Origin of the sequence: Hymenobacter aquaticus (genome assembly GCF_004765605.1) — a bacterium.
Taxonomy (GTDB): domain Bacteria; phylum Bacteroidota; class Bacteroidia; order Cytophagales; family Hymenobacteraceae; genus Hymenobacter; species Hymenobacter aquaticus.
Genome location: NZ_SRLC01000001.1, coordinates 3083990 through 3105524 on the forward strand (window position 1 = coordinate 3083990; position 21535 = coordinate 3105524).

Below are 21535 nucleotides of genomic sequence, written 5' to 3' on the forward strand. Positions count from 1 at the left end.
ACCCTTCCCTTTTCATGTTTCTTCAACGCAATTTTCTGAGCCTGGCCCTTGCTGCCGGCGTTCTGGGCCTGGCCTCCTGCAACAAGGGCGGCGGTGACTTTACCAAAACCAAATCGGGCATCGAGTACAAAGTCTTCAAAAACGAAGGTGGCAAGTACAGCGACCGGTCGGTAGCCGCCGAGGGCGACGCTACTTACAAAGACCGGTTGGGCAAGATTCTGGCGCTGAACGTGGAATACCGCACGGCCAAGGACTCGGTGCTGTTCAACTCGCGCAAGCAGCAGGGCATCCCGATGCGCATCAAGCTGCAGGAAGTAACCACCAAGGGTGGCATTGAAGAAGCCCTGGCCCTGCTCCAGCCCGGCGACTCGGCCGTGTTCAAGTTCAACGTGGACACCATCTTCGCCAAGTCGTTCAAGCAGCCCGTGCCGCCGTTCATGAAGAAGGCCGGCAACACGATGACCATGTACGTGAAGGCCGAAAAGCTCCAGACTGAAGAGGAGGCCAAAGCCGCCCAGCAGACGGAGATGGAAGCCCAGCAGAAGAAAATGATGGCCTACGCCGAGCAGCAGCTCAAGAAGGACGACGTGATTCTGCAGGAGTACATCAAGAAAAACAACCTGACGGCCCAGAAAGACCCGTCGGGCGTGTACTATGTGATAACCAAACCCGGCGCCGGCGCTAAGCCCACCTCCGGCCAGACGGTTTCGGTGCTTTACAAGGGCACGCTGCTCGACGGCAAGGTGTTCGACTCGTCGGAAAAAATGGGCAATAAGCCAATCGAGTTTCCGCTGGGCGTCGGCCAGGTGATTCCGGGCTGGGACAAGGGCATTGCCCTGCTCAACAAGGGCGCCAAGGCTACCCTGCTGATTCCTTCGTCGCTGGCCTACGGGCAGCGCGGCGCCGGCGCCGACATTCCGGCCGACGCGCCCCTGCGTTTCGACGTGGAACTCGTGGATGTTAAGTAGGTAACCCTGCGTTACGTACCCGAGCCGCCGTGCTTGCGCCCTGGGGCCGGGCGCGGCGGCTTTTTTATTCGGCACTGGCTTATGCTTCAGCTCATTTCTTTCCGCCGCCCCGCCCGCCAGCTTCTGGTGGCCGCCCTGGGCGCGCTCAGCCTGCTTGCCGCCTGCCAGAAGGACGACGAGAAGGACTACACTCAAATCGACGAGGGAATCATCAAGCAGTACGTGGCCGACAACAAGCTGACCGACGCGCAGCGCCAGTCCTCCGGCCTGTACTTTGTTCCGACCACCACCACGACCGGCGTGCAACCGAAGAGGGGGCAAACTGTCTCCGTAAAATACACGGGCTACCTGCTCAACGGAACCATCTTCGATGCCTCCGCCCGGCACAACTACGGCGCGCCTTTCCAGTTTGAGCTGGGCAAGGGCCAGGTAATCAAAGGCTGGGACGAAGGCATCGGGCTGATGACCAAGGGCAGCAAAGCCATGCTGCTGGTACCCTCGGCCCTGGGCTACGGCTCGCAGGCCGCCGGCCCCATTCCGGCCAACAGCGTGACCCGCTTCGACGTGGAGCTGGTAGACGTGCAATAAGACCCGGAGCCGGCACTCCTTTTTTTCAATACAAAGACCAAGGTGAAAGAGATGAAAAATTTACTGTCGCACTCGCTCGTTACGCGGCTGACTGTTCTGCTCCTGGCAGTAGCGCCCGTATTTTCGGCCTGCAACACGGAAACCGACGCCGTAAAACAAGCCCGGGAGCACGAAGAAGAGTACAAAAAGATTGATGACGCCCTGATTCAGGACTACTTCACGCGGCACGGCATCACCAGCAGCAACTACCAGCGCACCGACGAGGGCCTCTACATCATCAACGTGAAGGAAGGCGCCGGCAACCTCATCGTGAAAGGCAACACGGTGCAGGTGAAGTACATCGGCAAGTACATTAAGAAGGAATACGAGGACGTGGTATTCGACAAATCCTACGGCAACCGCACCATCTGCGAGTGCACCGAGGTCATCGTGGGCAGCAACAACGTTATCCAGGGTTGGGAAAAAGTGTTGCTCCGCATGAAGCCCGGCGACCAGAAGCGCGTGTTTATTCCCTCCTACCTGGCCTACGGGCAGTACGGCAAGAACCCGATTCCCGGCGACGAGCCCCTGCAGTTCGACATGGAAATTGCCAACGTCAAGTAAGCACCCCAGTACCAGATGACCCTAACGCGCGTCCGGCACCTGTTTCTGTACCTGCTGGTGCTGCTGAGCGGCCCGCTGGCCGGGCACGCGCAGCAGCGGCCGGCCGTGGCCGATACTGCGCTGCAGCAGAAAACGGCCAGTGGCGTGCGCTACACCATCCGGCAGCTGGGCACCGGTGCCAAAGCCCAAACCGGCGACCGGATGCTGGTGCACTACACGGGCTTTCTGCCCGACGGCCACATCTTCGACTCGTCGGTGGCGCAGGGCCGGCCGCTGCGCCTGAAGGTGGGCACCGGCGACGTTATTCCGGGTTGGGATGAGATACTGCCGCTGCTGCCCGCCGGCAGCCGGGCCCGCGTCTGGATACCGGCCGCGCTGGCCTACGGCAGCACCGGCGTCCGCAACCCCGACGACGACACCCAGTTTACCGTGCCGCCCGACACGAATCTGATTTTCGAGCTGGAGGTGGTGAAGGTCCGCTAATTCCCGGCCAATCCGAAACGAAGAGCGCCTGCCGATTCCGGCAGGCGCTCTTTGTTTTTAGCCAGGGGGGTACCTACTCGGCCAGTACTTCCGACAGAATATCCAGGGAGCGAATCTCGCCCAGCTTTTCGATGTGCAGCTGGTAGTAGCGCACCACCACGTCGAGCAGCTCGCGGCGCACCCGGCCGTTGGGAATCGTGACCTGGTCGGGGGTGTGCAGCAGCTCGTCGAAATACTGGTCGAACTCGCGGAAGCGCAGCGCGGCTGGGCCGGTGGCGTTGGCCGTAGCCGGGGCTGCCGAGGCAAACGCCACCTGGCTGGTCAGCTCCTCCCCCGACTCGATGCCGAAGCCCAGGTAGCTGGCAAACTGCAGCAGGAAAATCAGGGCGAAGTTCTCGAAGCCGGCTTTCTGCTGGTCGAAACGCGTGATGGAGTCGTAGAGAAACTCGAACAGGGGCTCGTTTTCCTCTTCTTCGAGCAGGGTGCGGCTCACCACTTCCGACAGAAACAGCACCACGCTGCTCTTGTGCACGTCGTAGGGCAGGGTGCTGAAGGGCACCGCGCACCGGTACTCCGACAAGCGCGTGATGCCGCCCTGCCGCGAGGTATAGGCCACCAGATCGAGCAGGGTGAAGGGCTGAAACAGGGCAATGCGCCCCGGCGGCTTGGCCTTGCGCACTCCGTTGATGATGTAGGTCTGCAAGCCCAGCCGCTCGGTGTAGATGCGGGCAATAATGGACGTTTCGCGGTACTTGATATAGTTCAGGACAATGCCCCGGGTCTTGATCAGCATAAGAAAAAGCGGGTAGTGGCGCCAGGCGCAACGCTGCAATAGAACACGAGGCGGCGGCGAATAACTCCCGCCGCCGGGCCCGGCCGGTTATTTTTCCACTACGGCAATTTTGCTGACGCAGCCGTTCTTGCCATCCGCGTCGGCCGATAATACCAGGTACACCCCCGACTGCACCTTGCGGCCGTTGTAGTCGGCCAGGTCCCAGACGACGGTGCCGCCGTTGGCCTTGGTCTGGTACACGAGCTTGCCCGTCACGTCCGTGATTTTCACCACGCCGTTGTTAGCCAAGCCGCTGATACCCACCTGCCCGGTGAAATCGGTGCGCACCGGGTTGGGTGATACTTTGGCGCAGTCCGGCTTGCCTTCCGTCACCGAGGCCGACCCGCGGTACGAGAGCACGCCCGCGTCGGTAATGACGAACACGTCGCCCGTGCGGTCGTTCACTTCCACGTCGACGATGTTATTGGAGGGCAGCGGGCTGTTCTCGGTGGTGAAGTGCAGCAGGCCCTCGTCGGCGTCCTCGCTGAAGAGCCACAGGCCCCGCTCGGTGCCGAACCACTTGCGGTTGGCCCCATCCACGGCCACGGTTTTCACCACCTCGTTCAGCAAAGCCCGGTAGCCGCTGCTGATACCGCGCCGGATGATGGGCTGCTGAAAGTTGTAGCTGTTGCCCCCAAACACCGAGCTCGGGTCGCTGAAGTAAGCAATGCCCTTGGCCGTGGCCACCCAGATGTCGCCTTTGCGGTCTTTGGCCAGGTCGTAGATTTCGTCGGCGGGCAGTTCGCTGTTGCCGGTCGAGAAGTAGCGGATGTTCTGGTCCTTGGGGTCGTAGGCCACCAGGCCGATACCATCTTTGCGCGACTGGGAAGCCCACACAAAGCCGTTGTTGTCGATTACGATACGGTCCAGATTCTCGAAGCCCGCGAAGTAGGGCATGGTGCGCCAGGTGTTGGACGCCGGCGCGTACTGGTGCAGGCCCGAGGTGCTTTTGAGCTCCGGGTGCCGGTTCACGACCCAGACGTTGCCGTCGGCGTCGGTAGCCAGATCCGTGATGCGGGTATAGTTGGGGGCGGCGAGAATGGCGCTTTTCAGCGGGCTGCCCGGCGTGCCCTGGGTGAACTGCTTGTAGTTGTCGGGGCCCTGCCACTGCAGCAGCCCGTTGCCGTAGGTGGCAATATAGAGCGTGCCATCGGGCGTGCGCACGCCCCGGGTGATGTCCTTAAAGCGCGGCAGCCCCGGCGTGGGCGGCACGTTGTCGTTGGTGAAGCTGGTCCAGCGCCCGTCCTTGTACTCGGAGAAGCCCCCGAGCCAGTCCTGCTGCACGTACCGGTCGAAGTAGCCGCCGCCGAAGATGTCCACGGTGTTGGTGCGCGCGTCGGCCAGCACGCTGAAGGCCCGGGCGTAGGCCGGAGCGTTGGTCATGAAACTTTCGGCCTGCCGGCCATCGGCGGTTTTCACCAGCCCCTTCACCAGGTCGGCCACGTAGTAGGCTCCTTCCGTGCTCTGCAGCGCCGCCTGCGCAAACGGTACCTGGGCGGTGGTCAGCAGCTGGGTTACGCTGTTGTCGGATTTGCGCAGCAGCACTTTTTGCTCGCCGATAATCAGCAGGCCGGCGGCGGCCCCGCTCAGGGATACATACTGACCGGCGTAGGTGCTGGGAATAGGCTGCCAGGGCTGCGAGCCACAGTTGTAGCACAGCACCGCGCCCCCGTCACGGCCGGCATACACGTTTTTGCCCTGGGTTGCCAGCGTCCGGTAGGGCGTTGAGCCCGAGGAAGCGGCAAAGTCAATGGTCCAGCGGCGGTAGTCGAGCAGGTTGTCGGTCAGCTGGCCGCGCATCAGCCCCATGGAGGTAGCGGCAAACAAGGTATTGTCGAGCACGGCCGTGGCAAAGATTGTGGCGGGCACGCCGTTGGGGCCGATGTTGCCATACGTATCCCGGATTTCGCGCTTGGCCATATCCACCACCACCAGCCCGAAGCTGCAGCTCAGGTACGCCCGGCCCCGGCTAAAGCTGATGTGACTGATGGTCTTGCCACCGGTAATGGGCTTGCGGGCAATGTCGCTGATGTTGATGATGGAGCCATCGGCGGCCAGCACGTCGAGGTTGCCGTTGCGGTAGGCCACCAGCACCTGCTTGGTGGTAGGGTCGTAGCCCAGGGCACTCACGCCCACATCGTGCAGGCCGTCGCGGCGAGACAGCAACTGAGTGGTGTTCAGCTCCTTGTCGTAGAAGAAAAAGGCATCTTCGGTGGCGACGTAAATACGGTTGCCGGCTTCGGCCAGGGCGCGGGCGCGGTTGTTGGGCAGGTGCAGCTGCCAGTCGCCGTAGCCGGCCGTGCCCTGGGCCAGGGCGGCACTGCCGCCACTCAGAAAAAACAGGAGCAATACAAGACCGGACCACCGGCAGGCGCGTAGCAAACGATTCATTGGCAGGGAATAAGAACCCACAAGATAGCTTCAGCTGGCATAACGCCGCCCGGCTCAGTTTAGTGCTTGGTGGCCGCGGCCGTGGGCTCGGTGCTTTTTTCCTTCATGCCTTCCTGAAAGCAGGCCCGGCAGCGGGCTTCGTACGAGTCGGTTTCGCCCAGCAGAATCTTGTCGTCGGAGGCGGCAATGCGGAAAGAATAGGTGGCCAGCTCGCCGCAGCACACGCACACGGCGTGCACTTTGGTCACGAACTCGGCAATGGCCATCAGCGTGGGCATGGGGCCGAAGGGCTTGCCCATAAAGTCCATGTCGAGGCCGGCCACGATGACGCGGGTGCCGCGGTTGGCCAGCTGGGTGCACACTTCCACCAACGACTCGTCGAAAAACTGCGCCTCATCGACGCCCACCACGTCGCAGGAGCCGGCCAGCAGCAGCATTTCCTGGGCCAGAGCCACGGGCGTCGAGCGGATGCTGTTGGAATTGTGCGACACCACGTCGTGCTCGTGGTAGCGCGTGTCGAGGGCGGGCTTGAAGATTTCCACCCGCTGGCGGGCAATTTTGGCCCGGTTCAGGCGCCGGATCAGCTCCTCAGTTTTGCCCGAAAACATGGAGCCGCAAACAACTTCAATCCAGCCCCGGCGGGGCGTGTCGCGGCTGGTGCCGACGCGGGGTTCGATGAACACAGACTTGGGAGCGTAAGAAGATGGGCAAATAGGGCAGCAAGCCGGCCGGCCGGGCCAGCCAAGTACCGAAATTACGGGTTTGCTTCCGGATAGCCACAACCAACTTCACCGGCAATGACCCCGGCCACCGGTGGCCCGGCGGCCCTGAGCCAGGCTTACCGGCTCAGCCTCTGTAAAATAGCGCAGCGCAGCCGCGCTGCCTTTTTCCGGCCGCCGCGCCGGTCTTGCGCCAGCGCGGCCCGGCTACCGGCGGCCTTCGTCGTACGTTACGTGGGGCAGCTTGGTGGCTTCCGGCACGCGGCCCGTCACCAGGCCCTCCGCCAGGCGCGTCTGGCAGGTGAGCCGCTCGTGGGGCAGCAGGCGGCCGGCCGCGCGGTAGCGCAGCTCGGCATCGGTGGGCGGCGTTAGCAGCTCCAGGCCCTCTACCACTTCCAGGCGGCAGGTCGTGCAGCGGCCTTTCGCCCCGCAGGCGTGCATCCAGTCGTGGCCGGCGGCTTGCAGGGCCGAGAGAAGAGTAGCGCCGGCGGGCACGGAAACTACGCCGCCAGGCAGGTTTTGCACGGTTAGAGTGGGCATCTTTGCGTAAATTGCCCGTTGAACCAGGCTTTCGATGAACGACAAATATAGCTCCGCCAACCGCGAACAATACGGCCAGCGCCTGGCCGCCCAGCTCTGTGACCAGCACTTTGGCGCTGCTCCCGCCGCCGCGCTTGACGGCCCGGCCGTGCTGCGCTTCACGCCCATCCGGCAGGTAAACCTGTTTGTGGTGCAACAGCTGCTGGCCCAGTGGACCGGAGAAATGGCCCGCCTGCGCAGCCCCTACTTCGACTTCGAGGCCCCCGACGTGCGGCAGGCTCTCACCCAGTTTATGAACGTACTGTCGCGCCGCATCAAGCTGAGCCGGGCCGCCTTCGAGCCCCTGCTGGCCCGGGCCATCAGCGACACGCTGGCCGTGGCCACCGATCCGCAGCTGACCTTCGAGCAGAAGCTGCTGGGCAGCCAGCCCACTACCACGGCCGAGCAGCTGCGCGACGCGCTGCGCTACCTGGATCTGGATAAGGTGCTGTTTCAGGGCTTTATTGATACCCTGACGCCGGGCGCCCCGCTGGAGCGCGACTTCGTGCTGAACCGCTTCCGCCTGTATCAGGAAGCCAACTATAAGAACCACACGCCGCTGGAGAAGGTCGTAGCCGAGTTTGCGGCCCTGCTGCCCCTCTCGGTAGCTGATTTGCGGGAAGCCGCGCCAGCGCCCAAAGTTGAAGCGGCGGCCGTAGCGCCTGCCCCGCCCATCAGTAAGCCCGTGGAAGCTGCCGCGCCAATACCGGCATCAGCACCGGAAAAAGCCCCGGCCGCCGAGAAACCGGAGCCGACACCACCGACGTTTGTGGCCCCGCCCGCTGCCCCGGCTCCCACCCCGGCCCCGGCTCAGGAAGCGGAAGCGCCCCGGCGGCCCCTGGCCGAAACCGTTGCCGCGGCCGGCGTGCCCCTCTACGAAAAGCTGAAAGCCGAGCAGCCCACCTCGGCCCCGCTCAGCGAAACCCTGCGCGGGGAGCGGCCCAGCGCGACGCTGGCCGAGAAGTCGGCGCCCAAGGTGGAGTCGTTGCGGGAGGCCATTTCCATCAACCAGCGCTTCAGCTTTATCAACGAGCTGTTCAACGGGGAAAACATGGAGTATCACACCGCCATTCAGCACCTCGACACGCTGCCCAGCGCCGACGTGGCCAAGCGTTACGTGACGGAGGACCTGGCCCAGAAATACGGCTGGGTGCGCAAGGATGAGCACATCAACAAGCTGCTCAAGCTGCTGGACCGCAAGTTTGCCTAAGCCCGCCGGAACGTGCAGCCAGTGGCAGCCAAGCTGATTTCCGGGGTGGTGACAGGCTGGCGGCAGCTGCTGCTGGTGTACGTGCTGGCCCTGGGCGTGCTGGCCGGCAGCGCCTACACCATGTACGTGCACTACGACTTCTCCCACTCCCTCGACACGCGCAGCTACCTGAGCATGGCCCGGGGCGAGTTCCGGGGCGTCAGCATCACGCGCCGCTACCGGGTGCTGGTGCCGGCCGTAGCCGGCGCCGTGGCCTGGCCCGTCGAGCAAGTGTACGCCCGTATCTGGCCCCAGCGCGCCACCACCGACTGGCCGCTGCGGCTGGCTTTCTACCTGGTGAATACCCTGGTGCTAGCCGGGGCGGGCCTGCTGATGTTTCGCGGCTGCCTGCTCTACGGAGCTTCGCCGGGGGCCGCTGTGCTGGCCATGCTGGCCGTGCTGACCAGCCGCTGGGCCGTGTACACGGCCGGGCTGCCGCTGGTCGATAGTCTGTACCTGCTCGTCTTTGCCCTGGCCTTTTACGGGGTTCGGAGTGGCTCGTGGGTGGCCGTAGCCGCCTGCATTCTGCTGGGCCCGCACGCCAAGGAGTCGTTCGTATTTCTGGCGCCGTGGCTGCTGTGGTTTGGCCGCCGGGCCATGCCCTGGCCCCGGCAGCTGGCGCTACTGGCGTTGTCGGGGGCCCTGGCCTACGCCGTGCGCCACTGGATAGACGCGCAGGTGGGCGCCCCGCCCCAGGCCAGCCTGCACAATGCCCTGGACCACGTGCACAACCTGACGTACTCGTTGCGGCGGCTGCTGTCGGTGAAGGGGGCAGGGGAAATCTTCAGCATCTTCGGGTTCTTCTGGCTGGCGTTGCTGGCGGGGTGGCGCAGCCACCGGCTCTGGGCCCGGCCGCTGGGGGGCAGCGCCGTGGCGTTGCTGGCCGTAGTGCTGGTGCACATGCTGCTCTCCGGCGACCTGGGCCGCATGGGCTACCTGGCCGCGCCGGTGTTTGCCGGGGCCTTTTCGCTGCTGCTAACCCGGCTCCCGCTGTTCCAGTGGCTGTGGTCTACGCCGCCCTCCCCGCCAACCGCTTAGCGGGTCGTTTACGCTTCTTCAACCAGGCAGCCAGCCGCAACAGCCAAGCTCCAGCCAGGTAGAAGCCCTGCCCGATTTTTCCTGGGGCTTCTACCTACCAGGTAGAATCCCTCACGAATTTTACCGGGGGCTTCTACCTGACTGGGGCAAGTAGCGGCCCGGCCGCGCGTGCTTTAGCTGTTTGCTCAACGGATTTCCGTGAGGTAGTACGGGCCAAAGGCAGTGGGAAAGGAATCAACCTTTTCCGTGCGGAAGCCGCGCAGCAGCTCGGCGTTCTGGTTGCCATACACCAGCTGCGCCCGGTCGAGCAGCTGCGGGCCGCCGAGGCCGGTGGTGAACACGCGGTGGCCGGTTTGCAGCTGGGCGCGCAGCCACTGCCGCAGCCGGGCCGGCGACTGGCCCGGGCGCTGCACCAGCAGCGTGGGCGCGGGCAGCACATTGGGTGCCCCCGCGGCCCGGCCGGTGCGGTAGTGCAGCTGGTTGAGCGTCAGGTTATGGTTGTCGAGCAGAAACCAGCTGTTGGGCTCTAGTAGAATCTGCCGGAGCAGGGGGCTGTTGGGCTGAATGCCGGTATTGGTAAAGCGCAGGTAGTGGCTGGGTACGAGTCCAAACGCCAGGTTCCAGCCCAACAGCGCCAGGCCCAGCGTGGCCACGGCTCGGGCGGGCAGCCACGGCAGGCCAGCCCCGGCGACCACCGTCAGCAGCGCGGGCACCATCACCATAAACTCTGCGTTTCCCTCCGAATACACGGCAAACAGCAGCTGCAACCCCAGAATCAGCAGGTGGGCGCGCACCACGGGCACCGCTCCCCGCACCGGCTGAGTCGCCGGGGCGGACCGCTGCCGCCAGCCTTGCCCCACCAGCCCGCCGGCGTAGGCCAGCAAGCCCAGAAAAGCCACCACCACCAGCCACAGCCCCGGATACAGCCGCAGCAAGGCCAGCGTGGAGCCGTGCACCTGCACGAACGTGCGCCCCAGATTCACAACCGACAGCAGCATCCCGTGCCCCGACACGCTGCCAGTAGCCGTGCCCGCGTAGTAGTCGTGGAACACGAAACGCCACAGCGCGGGCAGCGTCAGGGGCTGGTGCCAATAGGGCAAGGCTGCCACGTAGGCCGCCGGCACCAGCAAGGCTGGCAGACTATAGAGCAGCAGCGCCCGGAGCTTATGGCCGCCGGCATACCACCCGGTGCTCAGCAGCAAACCCAGCCACCAGCAAAAGTGAATCTGGTGAAACAGGCAGGCCAGCGCCGCCCAGCACCCGGCCCACACCAGGTGCCGCGCTTTTTGCCCCTCCAGCTGGTAGCGTGCCCAGGCCAGGCTGCCCAGTAAGGACAGCAGAACGGGCTGAATGTAGGCTTCGTTTTCGGTGGCGAAGCGCAGCACGCCAAAGCTGGCGCCGGCCAGCAGCAGCCAGGGCCACACGTTTTTGCCGGCCGGCAGCACCAGGCGCAGCAGCTGGCGCAGCACCAGCAGGCTGGCCCCGGCGGCCAGGGCATTCAGTCTTTTCAGCGCAAACAGCGCGTCCCAGGCCCACAGGGGCGAATCGAAGCTCCACCAGAACCGCGCCCACGCTTCGGCCCACAGCCAGCCTACCGCGTTGTAGAGCAAATGGTGGGGCAGCAGCAGCTCGTGGCCGTGGCGCGCGCAGGCCGCGTAGTACCACGCGTCCAGTGTCGAGTTGGCGGTGCCCAGCCACAGGCACAGCCCGGTCAGCAGGCTGACAATTATGAATTCTGAATGTTGAATTATGAATTGGCGCAGCCGACCTGGACCCGAACGGAATTCAGAATTCATAATTCAACATTCAGAATTATCGAGCGTCAGATTACCGCACCAGATCCTGCTTGCGGTAGGCATCAATGGCCAGCAAGATAAACAGCAGGGTGGTAAACGACCACAGCGAGGAGCCGCCGTAGCTGAACAGCGGCAGCGGAATGCCCACCACCGGGGCCAGCCCGATGGTCATGCCGATGTTGATGGCGAAGTGGAAGAACAGAATGCTGGCCACGCAGTAGCCGTAGGTGCGCCCAAACACCGATTTCTGGCGCTCGGCCACGTAGAGCACCCGGCCCAGCAGCGCCATGAACAGCACAATGACCACCGCAGTACCCAACCAGCCCCATTCTTCGCCGATGGTACAGAAAATGAAGTCGGTGCTTTGGGCCGGCACAAAGTCGAACTTGGTTTGGGTGCCCTGCAAAAAGCCTTTACCGGCAAAGCCGCCCGAGCCAATGGCAATCTTGCTCTGCGTCACGTTCCAGCCCACGCCCAGCGGGTCGGCTGAGGGGTTGATGAGCACCTCGATGCGCTTGCGCTGGTGGGGCTGCAGCACGTTGTTGAAGAAAAAATCCACCCCGAACACCATGCCCACCACCACCGCCCACACCGCTACCGAAACCGGCAAGTGGTGGCGCAGCACTTTGCTATTGAAGGCCAGCACCGCCCCCAGAATGACGGTAAACGCCCCCACCAGCCACAGCTTGGGCACCAGCAGCGCCAGAATCAGAATGATGGCGGCGGCGGCCAGAATCACCAGTATCAGCGGCGACATTCCCTCGCGGAAATAGGCCAGCAGGAAGGCCGCAAACACCAGGGCCTGCCCGGTTTCGTTGGCAGCCAGAATCAGCACCGGCGGCAGCAGCGTGAGGCCGGCCAGCACGGCCTGGTCGCGGAAGTTCTGCTGGCGCAGGTTGATGCTGGCCATGTAGCGCGATACGGCCAGGGCGGTAATAAACTTGGCAAACTCGGCCGGCTGGATTCGCATCGGCCCCAGCTCAAGCCAGGAGCGCGACCCGCCGATGGGCCGGGCAATAAACGGCGTGATGATGAGCAGCAGGATCATGCCGCCGTAGAGCACGAAGGCAAACGTGTCGTAGGCCTTGTAGTCGATAACGACGAGCACCACGATGAGCACCACGGCGGTACCAATCCACAGGATTTGCTTGAACCAGTCGAAAGCCATGAGCTGCTGGAAGCTCAGATTACCAAACAGGCTGCCATTGGTGGGCACATCGGGCGAGTAGCTGGCCGCATACACCGCGAGCCAGCCCAGGCCCACCATCAGGGCGTAGATAAGCACGGTAACCCAGTCGATGCTGCGGCTATAGCGGGCGGGTAAGGCCATGATTAACGGCGTTTGATGAATTTGTCGGCGCTGCCCTGCAGCCAGGTTTCCCAGTTGGTGCGCACCACTTTGCCGCGCAGGTATTTCTCAATCATGAGCGAGGCCAGGGGCGCGGCCGAGGTGCCGCCGAAGCCCGCGTTTTCGATAAACACGGCAATGGCAATCTTGGGGTCTTCGGCCGGGGCAAAGGCGGCAAACGTGGCGTGGTCTTCGCCGTGGGGGTTTTGCACGGTGCCGGTTTTGCCCGCCACCGAAATGCCGAACTGCGCCAGGCTGGCGAAGCTGCCCGTGCCCCCGCGCCCATCCACCACGGCCTGCATGCCCGGAATCACCGTTTCGAAGTACTTCGGGTCGACGCTGGTGACGTGGCGCTGCAAATACTCGGGGCGGGGGCCGCCCTGCCCGATGCCGCGCACGAAATGCGGGGTGTAGTAGTAGCCGCGGTTGGCAATGGTGGCCATGATGTTGGCCATCTGCAGGCCGGTAATGCCGATTTCGCCCTGCCCGATGCTGAGCGAGTACACCGTTTTGTAGCCCCAGCGGTGGTAGCCGTAGGCCTTGTCGTAGAACTCGGGCGACGGAATCAGGCCCTTTTTCTCGCTGGCCATATCCACGCCCAGCTTTTCACCGAGCCCGAACGACATCACCTGCCGCCGCCACTCGCCCAACCCCAGGCGGGCGTCCTCGAAGCGGTTGGTGGAGCGGCCCCGCAGCACGCTGGCCCGCATCACCTGGTAGAAATACGGGTTACAGCTGTTCTTGATGGCAATGGTCACGTTGCGGGGCGCCTCGTGGCGGTGGGTGCAGCGCACCAGCTTCCAGTTGCAGTCGAAGGGCGTGTCGGGCGTCACGACGCCCATTTGCAGGGCCACCAGCTCGTTCACCATCTTGAATACCGAGCCGGGCGGATACGTGGCCATCAGGGGGCGGTTGAACAGGGGCCGCTCGGGGTTGTTGAGCAGCTCCATGTAGCGGTTGCCCATGCCCTTACCGGTCAGGATGGAAGGCTCGTACATGGGCGCCGACACCAGCGCCAGGATTTCCCCGGTTTTGGGGTCGAGGGCCACGATGGAGCCGCGCTTGCCCTGCATCAGCTTCTCGCCGTACTTCTGCAGCTCAATGTCGATGCTGGTGTGCAAATCCTGCCCCGCCACCGACAGCGTGTCGAACTCCCCGTTGCGGAACGAGCCTTTCTCGATGCCGCGCACGTTCACCATGCGGTATTGCACGCCGCGCCGCCCCATCAGCACCGACTCGTAGAACGACTCCAGGCCGGTGATGCCCAGGTTGTCGCCGGGCAGGTACTTGGCGTATTTGGGCTTTTCCAGGAAGGCCGGCGTAATGGCGCCCACGTAGCCCAGGGCGTGGGCCATGTTTTCGGTTTTGTAGGAGCGCGCCATCCGGGCCTTGATGCTGAAGCCGGGAAAGTCGATGAGGTTGTCCTGAATCGTGGCCAGCTCGGGCGTGCTCAGGTTCTGCACCAGCGGCGAGGCCTTGACGCGGGAGTAGGCGCGGGCGGTCCGTAGCCCTTCGCGCACTTCCTCGATGGGCAGCTGCAGCAGCTCACAGAACCGCAGCGTATCGAGCTGCTTGACCTCGCGCGGCACCACCATCAGGTCATACACGGGTGTATTCTGCACCAGCAGCTGCCCGTTGCGGTCATAAATCAGGCCGCGGTAAGGCACCTGCACGATGCGCTGCAGCGTGTTGCGGTCGGCGGCCAGCTTGTAGCTGCCATCGAGCACCTGAATGTAAAAGAGTCGGGCCCCAAATACCAGCGCCACGACCAGGAATAAGGCCTGAACGACGTATTTGCGGCCTTCGAGGTATTGCAAAGCGAAAGAAACTGAGGGTAAACAACTTCCCGCCCACCGGCCGGATTCACAAAGATACGACGGGGAGATGGGGATTCTTTCAAATGGTAAAAAGGCCGTTCTAGTTCAGTTTCGGGACTGAAGTGCCGCAATGCACACATGAAGATTTGATGAACCGGTAAGCTCATCAGCAAAAAATATTCATCTGGTAAAACCAGCCATTCAGATAGCAGAATACTCCATATACCGAGTGAATGTCCTATTCCTTCTAAACAAGGTTAAACATTGTGGCAAAAGAAGCAGTTAGATGCCCGTTGCCCGACGGCCTGGAGGTCCGAGCTAGTTTCTTCGGCCCAGCCAAACCTACCTGACAAGTGACGACGTATAGTGCCAGACCAATCCTTTTCAGGATTGCTTGGCCCGTCCTGCTCTGCTTGCGGAGCCGCCCAACCCCTAGTACCCATTGCCCCTTTTGCTTGCCCTCAACTGCCCCTGCCCTATGCGCAACTTTACTTCCTCCCTGCTCACTTTCGCTCTGCTGCTCAGCTTCCAGACGTTTGCCCAGTCTTCCGACACGCAACAGCGCCTGGCCCTGGCCGAGGAAAGCAGCGGCCATGCCGCCACGCCCGTAACGCCCATGCGCCTGGCCTGCACGCCGTTGGTGGGCTTAGTAACGGACGCCGAAGGCCAGCCCCTGATTGGCGCAACCTTGCTGGTAAAAGGCACCCAAAACGCCTACATCACTGATAATGAGGGCCGTTTTCAGCTTACCGCCCCGGTGTACCAGAAACAGGTGCTAGCGGTAGAAGCAGCCGGTTATACCACCCGCCTGGTGCCGCTCAACGATTGCAAGCTGCCTACGCTGGTGCTGGAGCGCGACCCCAACTCCAAGATCAAGCGGGCTGGCAAGCGGGCTGGCCAGGTCACGCGGCGCGGCGACGCCTACATGCAATAGCCGGATAGTGCCTTTCCGCCTGCCCGCTAACCCGGCAATAGAGTGCGCAACACAGAATAGTATAATTATTCGAGTATTCGTGACTTTTTGGGCCCAGCAGTCCAAAATCTTATCGACGGAGCAATAAATATGACATGCCATGAAGCTGAGTTCCCGCCTACAGAGGGCAACCTAGCCTTGACCGAGCGTTTCCGGAGTTTCAACGAATATTAATATAGATAGCCAGCGTTTCACTTTACCTTTTCACCCCCAAAGAATCATTCGTCGCGCCATTTTGCGCCGACGGCGTCTTTCTTCAGCTCTGCGCTCTACCTAATGCACAAATTTTTACGCTTACTACCAACCCGGGCATTGGCCGGGGTTGCCTTGTCCTTGCTGTCTTTTGCCTCGGCCTGCACCTACTCGAAGGGTACTGAGCCCAGCCCCTGCAACGACCCGACGCCCGTTACCTACGCCAAGACGATATCACCCATTTTCGACGCTAGCTGCCGCAAGTGCCACGGCGCCGACGTGTACGTGACGCTGGGTGGCGGCAACGATTACAGCACCTACGAAGGCATCAAGCGCCAATCGAGCCGGCTGCTGCTAGGCTCGGTGCAGCACGAGGCTGGCTTCGCCCCCATGCCCAAAGGCGAAGCCAAGCTCTCGGCCTGCGACATAGAGCACATCAAAACCTGGATTGAGGCGGGCCAGCCCAACAACTAGCGCGGCCCGCGTCTTTCCTTCTCCGGCTCTTGCTCGGCCGGTGCCGTTCGTTCATTCCCCTTACGCACCCCTTCATGAAGAGGCTGTTGTCCTTATTGCTTATACCCTTGCTGCTGACGGCCTCCCGGACCGGGCAGGCGCAGGGTAAATTCATGACCAAAACGGGTCGCGTTACCTTTTTTTCCACCTCTATTCTGGAGGATATCGAAGCCCGCAATACGGCCACGGCGGCGGTGCTCGACCTGGCCGGCGGCCAACTGGCGTTCAGCGTGCCCGTTCAGGAGTTTGTGTTTAAGCGCACCCTGATGCAGGAGCACTTCAACGAGAACTACATGGAGTCGAACAAGTACCCGAAGGCCACGTTCTCCGGGCATTTCATCGGCCTGGACGTGGCGGCGCTAAACGACCCCGGCACGCACAGCGTCAAGGTGGAAGGCGACCTGACGATTCACGGCGTGACCCACCACCTGACGGTGCCGGCCACGCTGGAGCTGAAAAACAACCAGCTGGCCGCTTTTGCCTTGTTCAGCGTGGCCCCGGCCGATTACAACATTGAGATTCCGCTGCTGGTGCGCGAGAACATCGCCAAAATCGTGAGCATCCGCGTGGGCCTGACCTGCGACCCGGTCGGTGGCGCGGCGGCCCCCGTTACGCGCTCTACTTCCCCTAACTAAGTTTCTACGAAGCGTTTACCCATATGAAATCACCTCGACACGCTGTTCCGTTTCTTTTCAGCTTACTAGTGGCGCTGCTGGCCTTCGCGCCGGCCGCACAAGCCCAGGACGACCTGCTGGGGCAACTCGAAAAAGCCACCGCCGACCCCGGCAAGCGGGAAGTGGTGACGGCTACCTTCAAGGGTACCCACATCATCAACTCGCAGTCGGTGGAAACGCCGGGCAAGGGCACCATGGCCTTCCTGATTCAGCACCGCTTCGGCACGCTCAACAGCGGGGCCTACAACTTCTTCGGCCTCGACCAGGCCGTGTTGCGCCTGAGCTTCGAGTACGGCCTGACCAGCCGGCTGACCGCCGGTGTGGGCCGCAGCTCCCAGGAAAAGACGTTTGACGGCTTTCTGAAGTACCGCGCCATCCGGCAAACGACCGGGGCCCGCGCCGTGCCGGTTTCCGTGACGCTGTTTGCCTCCTCGGCCATTACTACGCTCAAATTCAACACGCCTTCGGAGCGCAACATGTCTTCGCGCATGACTTACGCCTACCAGGCCCTGATTGCCCGCAAGTTCAGCCCCGAGCTGTCGGTGCAGCTGATGCCCACGATGATTCACCGCAACTTCGTGGCCACTCCCTCCGAGCAGAACGACGTGTACGCCCTGGGCGGCGCGCTGCGCCAGAAAATCACGAAGCGCACGGTGCTGACGGCGGATTACTACTACCTGCTGCCGGGCAATACGGCCGATAATTTCCGCAATGCCCTGGGCCTGGGCGTGGATATTGAAACCGGGGGCCACGTATTCCAGCTGCACGTGACCAACTCGCTGGGCATGACCGAAAAGTTCTTCGTGCCCGAGACGACCGGCAAGTTCTTCGACGGCGACCTGTACTTCGGCTTCACGGTAGCCCGCAACTTCACCATCAAGCCTCAGATCTAAGCACCCTCGTGAACCGTTCGTTTCGTTTTCGTCCCTGGCAAGTCGTGCTGGCCCTGCTCGTGGTGTCCGTATTCGTTTGGAGCAGCTGGGAAGAGCCTGATTTGCACGAGTACGCCCCACCCGTGGAATTCCTCAGCCTGGCGACACCTGCCCAGCTGCCCGCACCGGCCGCGGCCCAGCTACAGGCCCGGGCGCAGGCCTTGCCCGGCGTCACGGCCTGCGCCCTGCGCCCCGATAGGCACATCCTGCTGCTGGCCTTCAACCCGGATAAGCTCACGGCCGACCAGGCTGGGCGGGCTCTGGGTTTGCGCGCCTTGCCCGCAGCCGCCCCCGACCCCACGGTGCGGCAGTGCCCGGTGCCGGCGGGCTACGTCATAGCCCTAGAGCACCTGCGCTTTGCCCTGAACCTGCGGCGGCTATTCGTGGTGGTATAATCTACTTTCCTCCTCTCACCTTCAGCTTACCTCCCTTTTACCCTACACCTTACCTGATGAAACACTCCTTACTTATCGTGGCCATGCTGGCCGGCAGCCTGTTTGTTAGCTCCTGCGGTAAAAACGACGCCGAAGAGGCCCCCGCGCCTACCCTCTACGACCGGCTGGGCAAAACCGAGGGCATCGCCAAAATCGTGGACGGCCTGATTGCCAACGTGGGCACCGAAACCCAGATGACGAACTCAGTGATGCTCCGCTCGCACAAGCCGATGCTCGACGCGGTAAACAGCGGCGCCGACCCGACGCGCCTGCAGCGCCTGCGCAACAACTTCATTGACCAGGTAGGCGAAGCCACCGGCGGCCCGCTGAAGTACAAAGGCCTGAGCATGCTGACGGCCCACAAAGGCATGGCCGTGACGCACACCGAGTTTACGGTGTGGCGCGCCCAGCTGGAAAAGTCGCTGAATACCAACAAAGTATCGGAAACCGATAAGGCTGCTCTGTACGCCATCATCGACAAGATGCACGACGACGTAGTAGGCCACTAGCCTACCCGACGTAAGCCCCTGAATGCCGGCCGCCGGCTACTGCTTTCTGCCTCTGCTACACGGGGGCGAAAAGTGGTAGCCGGCGGCTTCGTTTCGGCCCGGCACTCCGGTTGTTGCACCAGCAAGGCTTAGCGGCTGCGGCGGCGCGTGGGAAAAAACACCAACTGGGTGATGAGCAGCGTGAGGCTGGTGTAGAGCGTGCTGATGAGGATTTTGGCCAGCGTGAGGCCAACAAAGTGGAAGCTCCCCAGCTCCAGCAGGAAAAACGCGGTGTGGTGAATTAAAACCAGCAGACCCAGGTACACCACGAACCACTGCCAGCCCATCTGGTGGATGCTGGCCGAGTCGCTGGAATCGTAGCCGTCGCGCGGGGTGAGCAAGCGCAGCACCCAGGGCCGGCAGTAGGCCAGCACCAGCGCGGCGGCGGCGTGCAGCCCGCCGGTGTCGAAAAACAAATCGACGACGAAGCCCACGCCGAAGCCCAGCAGCAGCTGCACCACGATGGGCGTGCTGATGGGCAGAAACAGCAGAAAGCCAATGTAGAGAATGCACCAGCCCAGGTCGAACAGCACGAAGTCGGTGCCGCTGATCAGGAACACGTACAGGCCCACGTACAGCACGAAGCGCAGCAGCTGAATGATGATGTCGCCTATTCCCCTCACGGCTTGTCCTCCTCTTCCAGTTTAATACCCGAGCGGACTTCCACCGTGTCGCGCTCGGCCTTGGGCCGGGCGCTGATGACGTACACGTAGGTAAGCTTGGTAAAATCGACGGCCAGGCGCACGCGCACGGTCCAGAAGTTTTTGTCGGGTTCCTTCACAAACGACTCGACCCGGCCAATCATGACGCCCTCGGGGAAAATGGCGTTGTAGCCCGACGTGACGACCGTGTCGCCGCGCACCAGCTTGTTTTGCCGCGGAATGTAGTCGAGCAGCACCTGCGTGGGGTCGTCGCCGAGCCACTTGATGGTGCCGAAGGTCCCGTCGCGCTGTAGCTTGGCCGAAATCGAGGTTTTGGAGTGCAGCACCGACGTGACGGTGGCGTAATGCTCACTGGTCACTTTCACGCGGCCCACCACGCCGGCGGCGGCCAGCACGCCCATGCCGGGCTTCACCCCGTCGAGGCTACCCACGTTCAGGGTAAGGTAGTTATCCACTTTTCGGAGCGAATTGTTGATAACTCGGGCCGGAATCAGTGGATAATCCGGGTCGAGGGCCGGCAGCTGACGCAAACCGAGCAGCAGCGAGTCGGGCCGGGCCAGCTTTTGGAGGCGGGCCTGGCTTACGCTGTCCTGGGCCACGGGCAGGGTGTCAGCTTCGCGGCCGGCCACGTCGGGGCGGTAGAGCTGTTGGCGCAGGCGGGCATTTTCGGCCACCAAGCTCTGGTTTACTTCAAACAGCCGGAAATAGTCATACACGCGGGTCCGGGCGGCCAGCACTTCGCCGGTGTAGGCATTGGCCGAGTTGAAAAACGCCGCTTTCTGGTACGAGCTGTTGCGCACGTACAAGTACAGGCTCAGCACCTCCAATAGTCCGAACACCAGGATGCCCCGGTAGCGGAAAAGGAAGTTGAGCAGGTTGTTCATGCAGAAATGTTGATTGTTAATTGTTGATTGCTGAATAACCCGATGCAGGCTTATCGGCGAACCGCGCAGGCATAATCCGCTTTATCAACAATCAACAATCAGCATTCAACCTTACGTTAAGAGTACGCCTTTGAAGGCCTGAATGTCCTTGATGGCCTTGCCCGTACCGCGCACCACGGCGCGCAAGGGGTCTTCGGCAATGTGAATCGGCAGCTTGGTTTTTACGGCCAGGCGCTTGTCGAGGCCGCGCAGCAGGGCCCCGCCGCCGGTCAGATGAATGCCGTTTTCGTAGATGTCGGCCGACAATTCGGGCGGCGAAATCTCCAGGGCTTTCAGGACGGCTTCCTCGATTTTGGCTACCGACTTATCCAGGGCAATGGCAATTTCCGAGGACGTGACCTTGATAACCTTGGGAATGCCGGTCATCAGGTCCCGGCCGCGCACTTCGAAGTCGGGCGGGGTCACGTCGAGCTCGGTCAGGGCCGCGCCGACTTCGATTTTGATCCGCTCGGCGCTCCGTTCGCCAATCAGCAGGTTGTGCTGCCGGCGCATGTAGTCCAGAATGTCCTGGTTGAACACGTCCCCGGCCGTTTTGATGGACTGGTCGCAGACGATACCCGACAGGGCAATAACCGCAATTTCGGTGGTGCCGCCCCCGATGTCGATAATCATCGAGCCGATGGGCTGCTCCACGTCGATGCCGATGCCGATGGCGGCGGCCATGGGCTCCTGAATCATCCACACCTCCTTGGCCCCGGCGTGCTCGGCGGAGTCACGCACGGCGCGTTTCTCTACCTCGGTGATGCCCGAAGGAATGCAGATAACCATGCGGTGTGAGGGCTGAAACAGACGACGACGGGTGTCAATCATCTTAATCATGCCCTTAATCATTTCCTCGGCGGCGTGGAAGTCGGCAATGACGCCGTCCTTCAGGGGCCGGATGGTTTTGATGTTGTCGTGGGTCTTTTCGTGCATTTGCTGCGCTTGCCGGCCCACGGCAATTACTTTATTGGTTGTACGGTCTTTGGCGATGATGCTCGGCTCATCCACCACGATGATATCGTTGTGGATAATGAGCGTATTGGCCGTCCCCAGGTCAATGGCGATGTCGCTGGTAAGGAAGTTGAAGAAACCCATTGAGTAGCGGCAATTAAAAGAGAATGCACAGGTTAGCTCCGTGCAAAGTGGGCGCAAAAGTACACAAGTTTCAGCGAAGCGCCACCGGTATAATCATGGCATCGGCGGCGGGCTGGCGCGCAGAGCCGGAGGCGTTTGCCGTTCTACCGGCCCACCGCCCGAACCTTGAAAGGCC

Annotated in this window: 22 protein-coding genes; 12 read left to right on the forward strand and 10 right to left on the reverse strand. The window is 62.3% G+C overall.

From position 1 onward, the window contains the following. The first annotated feature begins 14 nt into the window (after positions 1-14). From E5K00_RS12640 to E5K00_RS12655, 4 genes are all read left to right on the forward strand, one after another. Positions 15-968 (forward strand): FKBP-type peptidyl-prolyl cis-trans isomerase, encoded by a 954-nt coding sequence (locus tag E5K00_RS12640; RefSeq protein ID WP_135463575.1) that lies wholly within the window; start codon positions 15-17, stop codon positions 966-968. A gap of 81 nt (positions 969-1049) precedes the next feature. Beyond that, positions 1050-1556, forward strand: a complete 507-nt coding sequence (locus E5K00_RS12645) for an FKBP-type peptidyl-prolyl cis-trans isomerase (protein WP_135463576.1) — start codon at positions 1050-1052, stop codon at positions 1554-1556. Between the two features lie 51 nt (positions 1557-1607). After that, complete coding sequence (locus tag E5K00_RS12650) at positions 1608-2159, forward strand: FKBP-type peptidyl-prolyl cis-trans isomerase (RefSeq protein ID WP_135463577.1); 552 nt, start codon at positions 1608-1610, stop codon at positions 2157-2159. Positions 2160-2174: 15 nt separating this feature from the next. After that, entirely contained in the window at positions 2175-2642 is a 468-nt protein-coding gene (locus E5K00_RS12655; RefSeq protein WP_135463578.1) for an FKBP-type peptidyl-prolyl cis-trans isomerase, read from the forward strand. Positions 2643-2715: 73 nt separating this feature from the next. Here E5K00_RS12655 and recO read toward each other — a convergent pair whose 3' ends face one another. The 4 genes from recO to E5K00_RS12675 all read right to left on the reverse strand — a co-directional run bounded on the left by recO (position 2716) and on the right by E5K00_RS12675 (position 7124). Then, positions 2716-3435, reverse strand: a complete 720-nt coding sequence (gene recO / locus E5K00_RS12660; RefSeq protein ID WP_135463579.1) for a DNA repair protein RecO — start codon at positions 3433-3435, stop codon at positions 2716-2718. An 87-nt stretch (positions 3436-3522) separates the two neighbouring features. Next, on the reverse strand, positions 3523-5865 hold the full coding sequence (porZ, locus tag E5K00_RS12665) for a type IX secretion system anionic LPS delivery protein PorZ (RefSeq protein WP_135463580.1): 2343 nt from the start codon (positions 5863-5865) through the stop codon (positions 3523-3525). Positions 5866-5924: 59 nt separating this feature from the next. Then, positions 5925-6548, reverse strand: coding sequence for a thymidine kinase (locus E5K00_RS12670; RefSeq protein WP_135463581.1), 624 nt, complete (start codon positions 6546-6548; stop codon positions 5925-5927). Between the two features lie 243 nt (positions 6549-6791). Then, a complete protein-coding gene (locus E5K00_RS12675) occupies positions 6792-7124 on the reverse strand; it encodes a 2Fe-2S iron-sulfur cluster-binding protein (RefSeq protein ID WP_135463582.1) in 333 nt (110 codons plus the stop codon). A gap of 34 nt (positions 7125-7158) precedes the next feature. Between E5K00_RS12675 and E5K00_RS12680 the strand changes: the two genes are divergently transcribed. Next, on the forward strand, positions 7159-8373 hold the full coding sequence (locus tag E5K00_RS12680) for a hypothetical protein (RefSeq protein WP_135463583.1): 1215 nt from the start codon (positions 7159-7161) through the stop codon (positions 8371-8373). A gap of 12 nt (positions 8374-8385) precedes the next feature. Then, on the forward strand, positions 8386-9450 hold the full coding sequence (locus E5K00_RS12685) for a hypothetical protein (RefSeq protein WP_135463584.1): 1065 nt from the start codon (positions 8386-8388) through the stop codon (positions 9448-9450). 185 nt (positions 9451-9635) lie between these two features. Here E5K00_RS12685 and E5K00_RS12690 read toward each other — a convergent pair whose 3' ends face one another. From E5K00_RS12690 to mrdA, 3 genes are read right to left on the reverse strand one after another with little or no spacing between them, the layout of a single operon-like run. Continuing rightward, a complete protein-coding gene (locus tag E5K00_RS12690) occupies positions 9636-11246 on the reverse strand; it encodes a hypothetical protein (protein ID WP_135463585.1) in 1611 nt (536 codons plus the stop codon). A gap of 31 nt (positions 11247-11277) precedes the next feature. After that, positions 11278-12576 (reverse strand): rod shape-determining protein RodA, encoded by a 1299-nt coding sequence (gene rodA, locus E5K00_RS12695; RefSeq protein ID WP_135463586.1) that lies wholly within the window; start codon positions 12574-12576, stop codon positions 11278-11280. A gap of 2 nt (positions 12577-12578) precedes the next feature. Then, entirely contained in the window at positions 12579-14411 is a 1833-nt protein-coding gene (mrdA, locus tag E5K00_RS12700) for a penicillin-binding protein 2 (protein WP_135463587.1), read from the reverse strand. A 478-nt stretch (positions 14412-14889) separates the two neighbouring features. On the opposite strand from mrdA, the gene E5K00_RS12705 reads away from it, so the two are divergent. The 6 genes from E5K00_RS12705 (at position 14890) to E5K00_RS12730 (ending at position 18638) form a co-directional block, all read left to right on the forward strand. After that, positions 14890-15345, forward strand: a complete 456-nt coding sequence (locus tag E5K00_RS12705; protein WP_135463588.1) for a carboxypeptidase-like regulatory domain-containing protein — start codon at positions 14890-14892, stop codon at positions 15343-15345. 366 nt (positions 15346-15711) lie between these two features. Continuing rightward, positions 15712-16050, forward strand: a complete 339-nt coding sequence (locus tag E5K00_RS12710) for a cytochrome c (protein ID WP_167856855.1) — start codon at positions 15712-15714, stop codon at positions 16048-16050. A gap of 152 nt (positions 16051-16202) precedes the next feature. Next, on the forward strand, positions 16203-16724 hold the full coding sequence (locus tag E5K00_RS12715; protein ID WP_245328272.1) for a YceI family protein: 522 nt from the start codon (positions 16203-16205) through the stop codon (positions 16722-16724). A 23-nt stretch (positions 16725-16747) separates the two neighbouring features. Beyond that, a complete protein-coding gene (locus E5K00_RS12720; RefSeq protein WP_135463591.1) occupies positions 16748-17656 on the forward strand; it encodes a DUF5777 family beta-barrel protein in 909 nt (302 codons plus the stop codon). 8 nt (positions 17657-17664) lie between these two features. Then, on the forward strand, positions 17665-18090 hold the full coding sequence (locus E5K00_RS12725; RefSeq protein ID WP_135463592.1) for a hypothetical protein: 426 nt from the start codon (positions 17665-17667) through the stop codon (positions 18088-18090). A 56-nt stretch (positions 18091-18146) separates the two neighbouring features. Then, positions 18147-18638, forward strand: a complete 492-nt coding sequence (locus E5K00_RS12730) for a group I truncated hemoglobin (RefSeq protein ID WP_135463593.1) — start codon at positions 18147-18149, stop codon at positions 18636-18638. Between the two features lie 128 nt (positions 18639-18766). Here E5K00_RS12730 and E5K00_RS12735 read toward each other — a convergent pair whose 3' ends face one another. The 3 genes from E5K00_RS12735 to E5K00_RS12745 form a co-directional block, all read right to left on the reverse strand. Further along, positions 18767-19300 carry a hypothetical protein gene (locus tag E5K00_RS12735; protein ID WP_245328273.1) on the reverse strand — a complete coding sequence of 178 codons (534 nt, stop codon included), beginning with the start codon at positions 19298-19300 and terminating at the stop codon, positions 18767-18769. After that, positions 19297-20223: a rod shape-determining protein MreC gene (gene mreC / locus E5K00_RS12740; protein WP_135463594.1), complete on the reverse strand. Its 927-nt coding sequence runs from the start codon at positions 20221-20223 to the stop codon at positions 19297-19299. Before mreC ends, E5K00_RS12735 begins: the two co-directional genes overlap by 4 nt. Positions 20224-20334: 111 nt before the next feature. Further along, positions 20335-21360 (reverse strand): rod shape-determining protein, encoded by a 1026-nt coding sequence (locus tag E5K00_RS12745; protein WP_100339144.1) that lies wholly within the window; start codon positions 21358-21360, stop codon positions 20335-20337. Positions 21361-21535 lie beyond the last annotated feature (175 nt).

Excerpts from the sequence above, each read along its gene's own strand:
- E5K00_RS12680 (WP_135463583.1), top strand. The coding sequence starts at position 7,159 with ATGAACGACAAATATAGCTCCGCCAACCGCGAACAATACGGCCAGCGC.
- recO (WP_135463579.1), bottom strand. The coding sequence starts at position 3,435 with ATGCTGATCAAGACCCGGGGCATTGTCCTGAACTATATCAAGTACCGC.
- porZ (WP_135463580.1), bottom strand. The coding sequence starts at position 5,865 with ATGAATCGTTTGCTACGCGCCTGCCGGTGGTCCGGTCTTGTATTGCTC.
- E5K00_RS12705 (WP_135463588.1), top strand. The coding sequence starts at position 14,890 with ATGCGCAACTTTACTTCCTCCCTGCTCACTTTCGCTCTGCTGCTCAGC.
- E5K00_RS12690 (WP_135463585.1), bottom strand. The coding sequence starts at position 11,246 with ATGAATTCTGAATTCCGTTCGGGTCCAGGTCGGCTGCGCCAATTCATA.
- E5K00_RS12730 (WP_135463593.1), top strand. The coding sequence starts at position 18,147 with ATGAAACACTCCTTACTTATCGTGGCCATGCTGGCCGGCAGCCTGTTT.
- E5K00_RS12650 (WP_135463577.1), top strand. The coding sequence starts at position 1,608 with ATGAAAAATTTACTGTCGCACTCGCTCGTTACGCGGCTGACTGTTCTG.
- E5K00_RS12655 (WP_135463578.1), top strand. The coding sequence starts at position 2,175 with ATGACCCTAACGCGCGTCCGGCACCTGTTTCTGTACCTGCTGGTGCTG.
- E5K00_RS12640 (WP_135463575.1), top strand. The coding sequence starts at position 15 with ATGTTTCTTCAACGCAATTTTCTGAGCCTGGCCCTTGCTGCCGGCGTT.
- rodA (WP_135463586.1), bottom strand. The coding sequence starts at position 12,576 with ATGGCCTTACCCGCCCGCTATAGCCGCAGCATCGACTGGGTTACCGTG.
- E5K00_RS12745 (WP_100339144.1), bottom strand. The coding sequence starts at position 21,360 with ATGGGTTTCTTCAACTTCCTTACCAGCGACATCGCCATTGACCTGGGG.
- E5K00_RS12720 (WP_135463591.1), top strand. The coding sequence starts at position 16,748 with ATGAAATCACCTCGACACGCTGTTCCGTTTCTTTTCAGCTTACTAGTG.
- E5K00_RS12675 (WP_135463582.1), bottom strand. The coding sequence starts at position 7,124 with ATGCCCACTCTAACCGTGCAAAACCTGCCTGGCGGCGTAGTTTCCGTG.
- E5K00_RS12645 (WP_135463576.1), top strand. The coding sequence starts at position 1,050 with ATGCTTCAGCTCATTTCTTTCCGCCGCCCCGCCCGCCAGCTTCTGGTG.
- mreC (WP_135463594.1), bottom strand. The coding sequence starts at position 20,223 with ATGAACAACCTGCTCAACTTCCTTTTCCGCTACCGGGGCATCCTGGTG.
- E5K00_RS12715 (WP_245328272.1), top strand. The coding sequence starts at position 16,203 with ATGACCAAAACGGGTCGCGTTACCTTTTTTTCCACCTCTATTCTGGAG.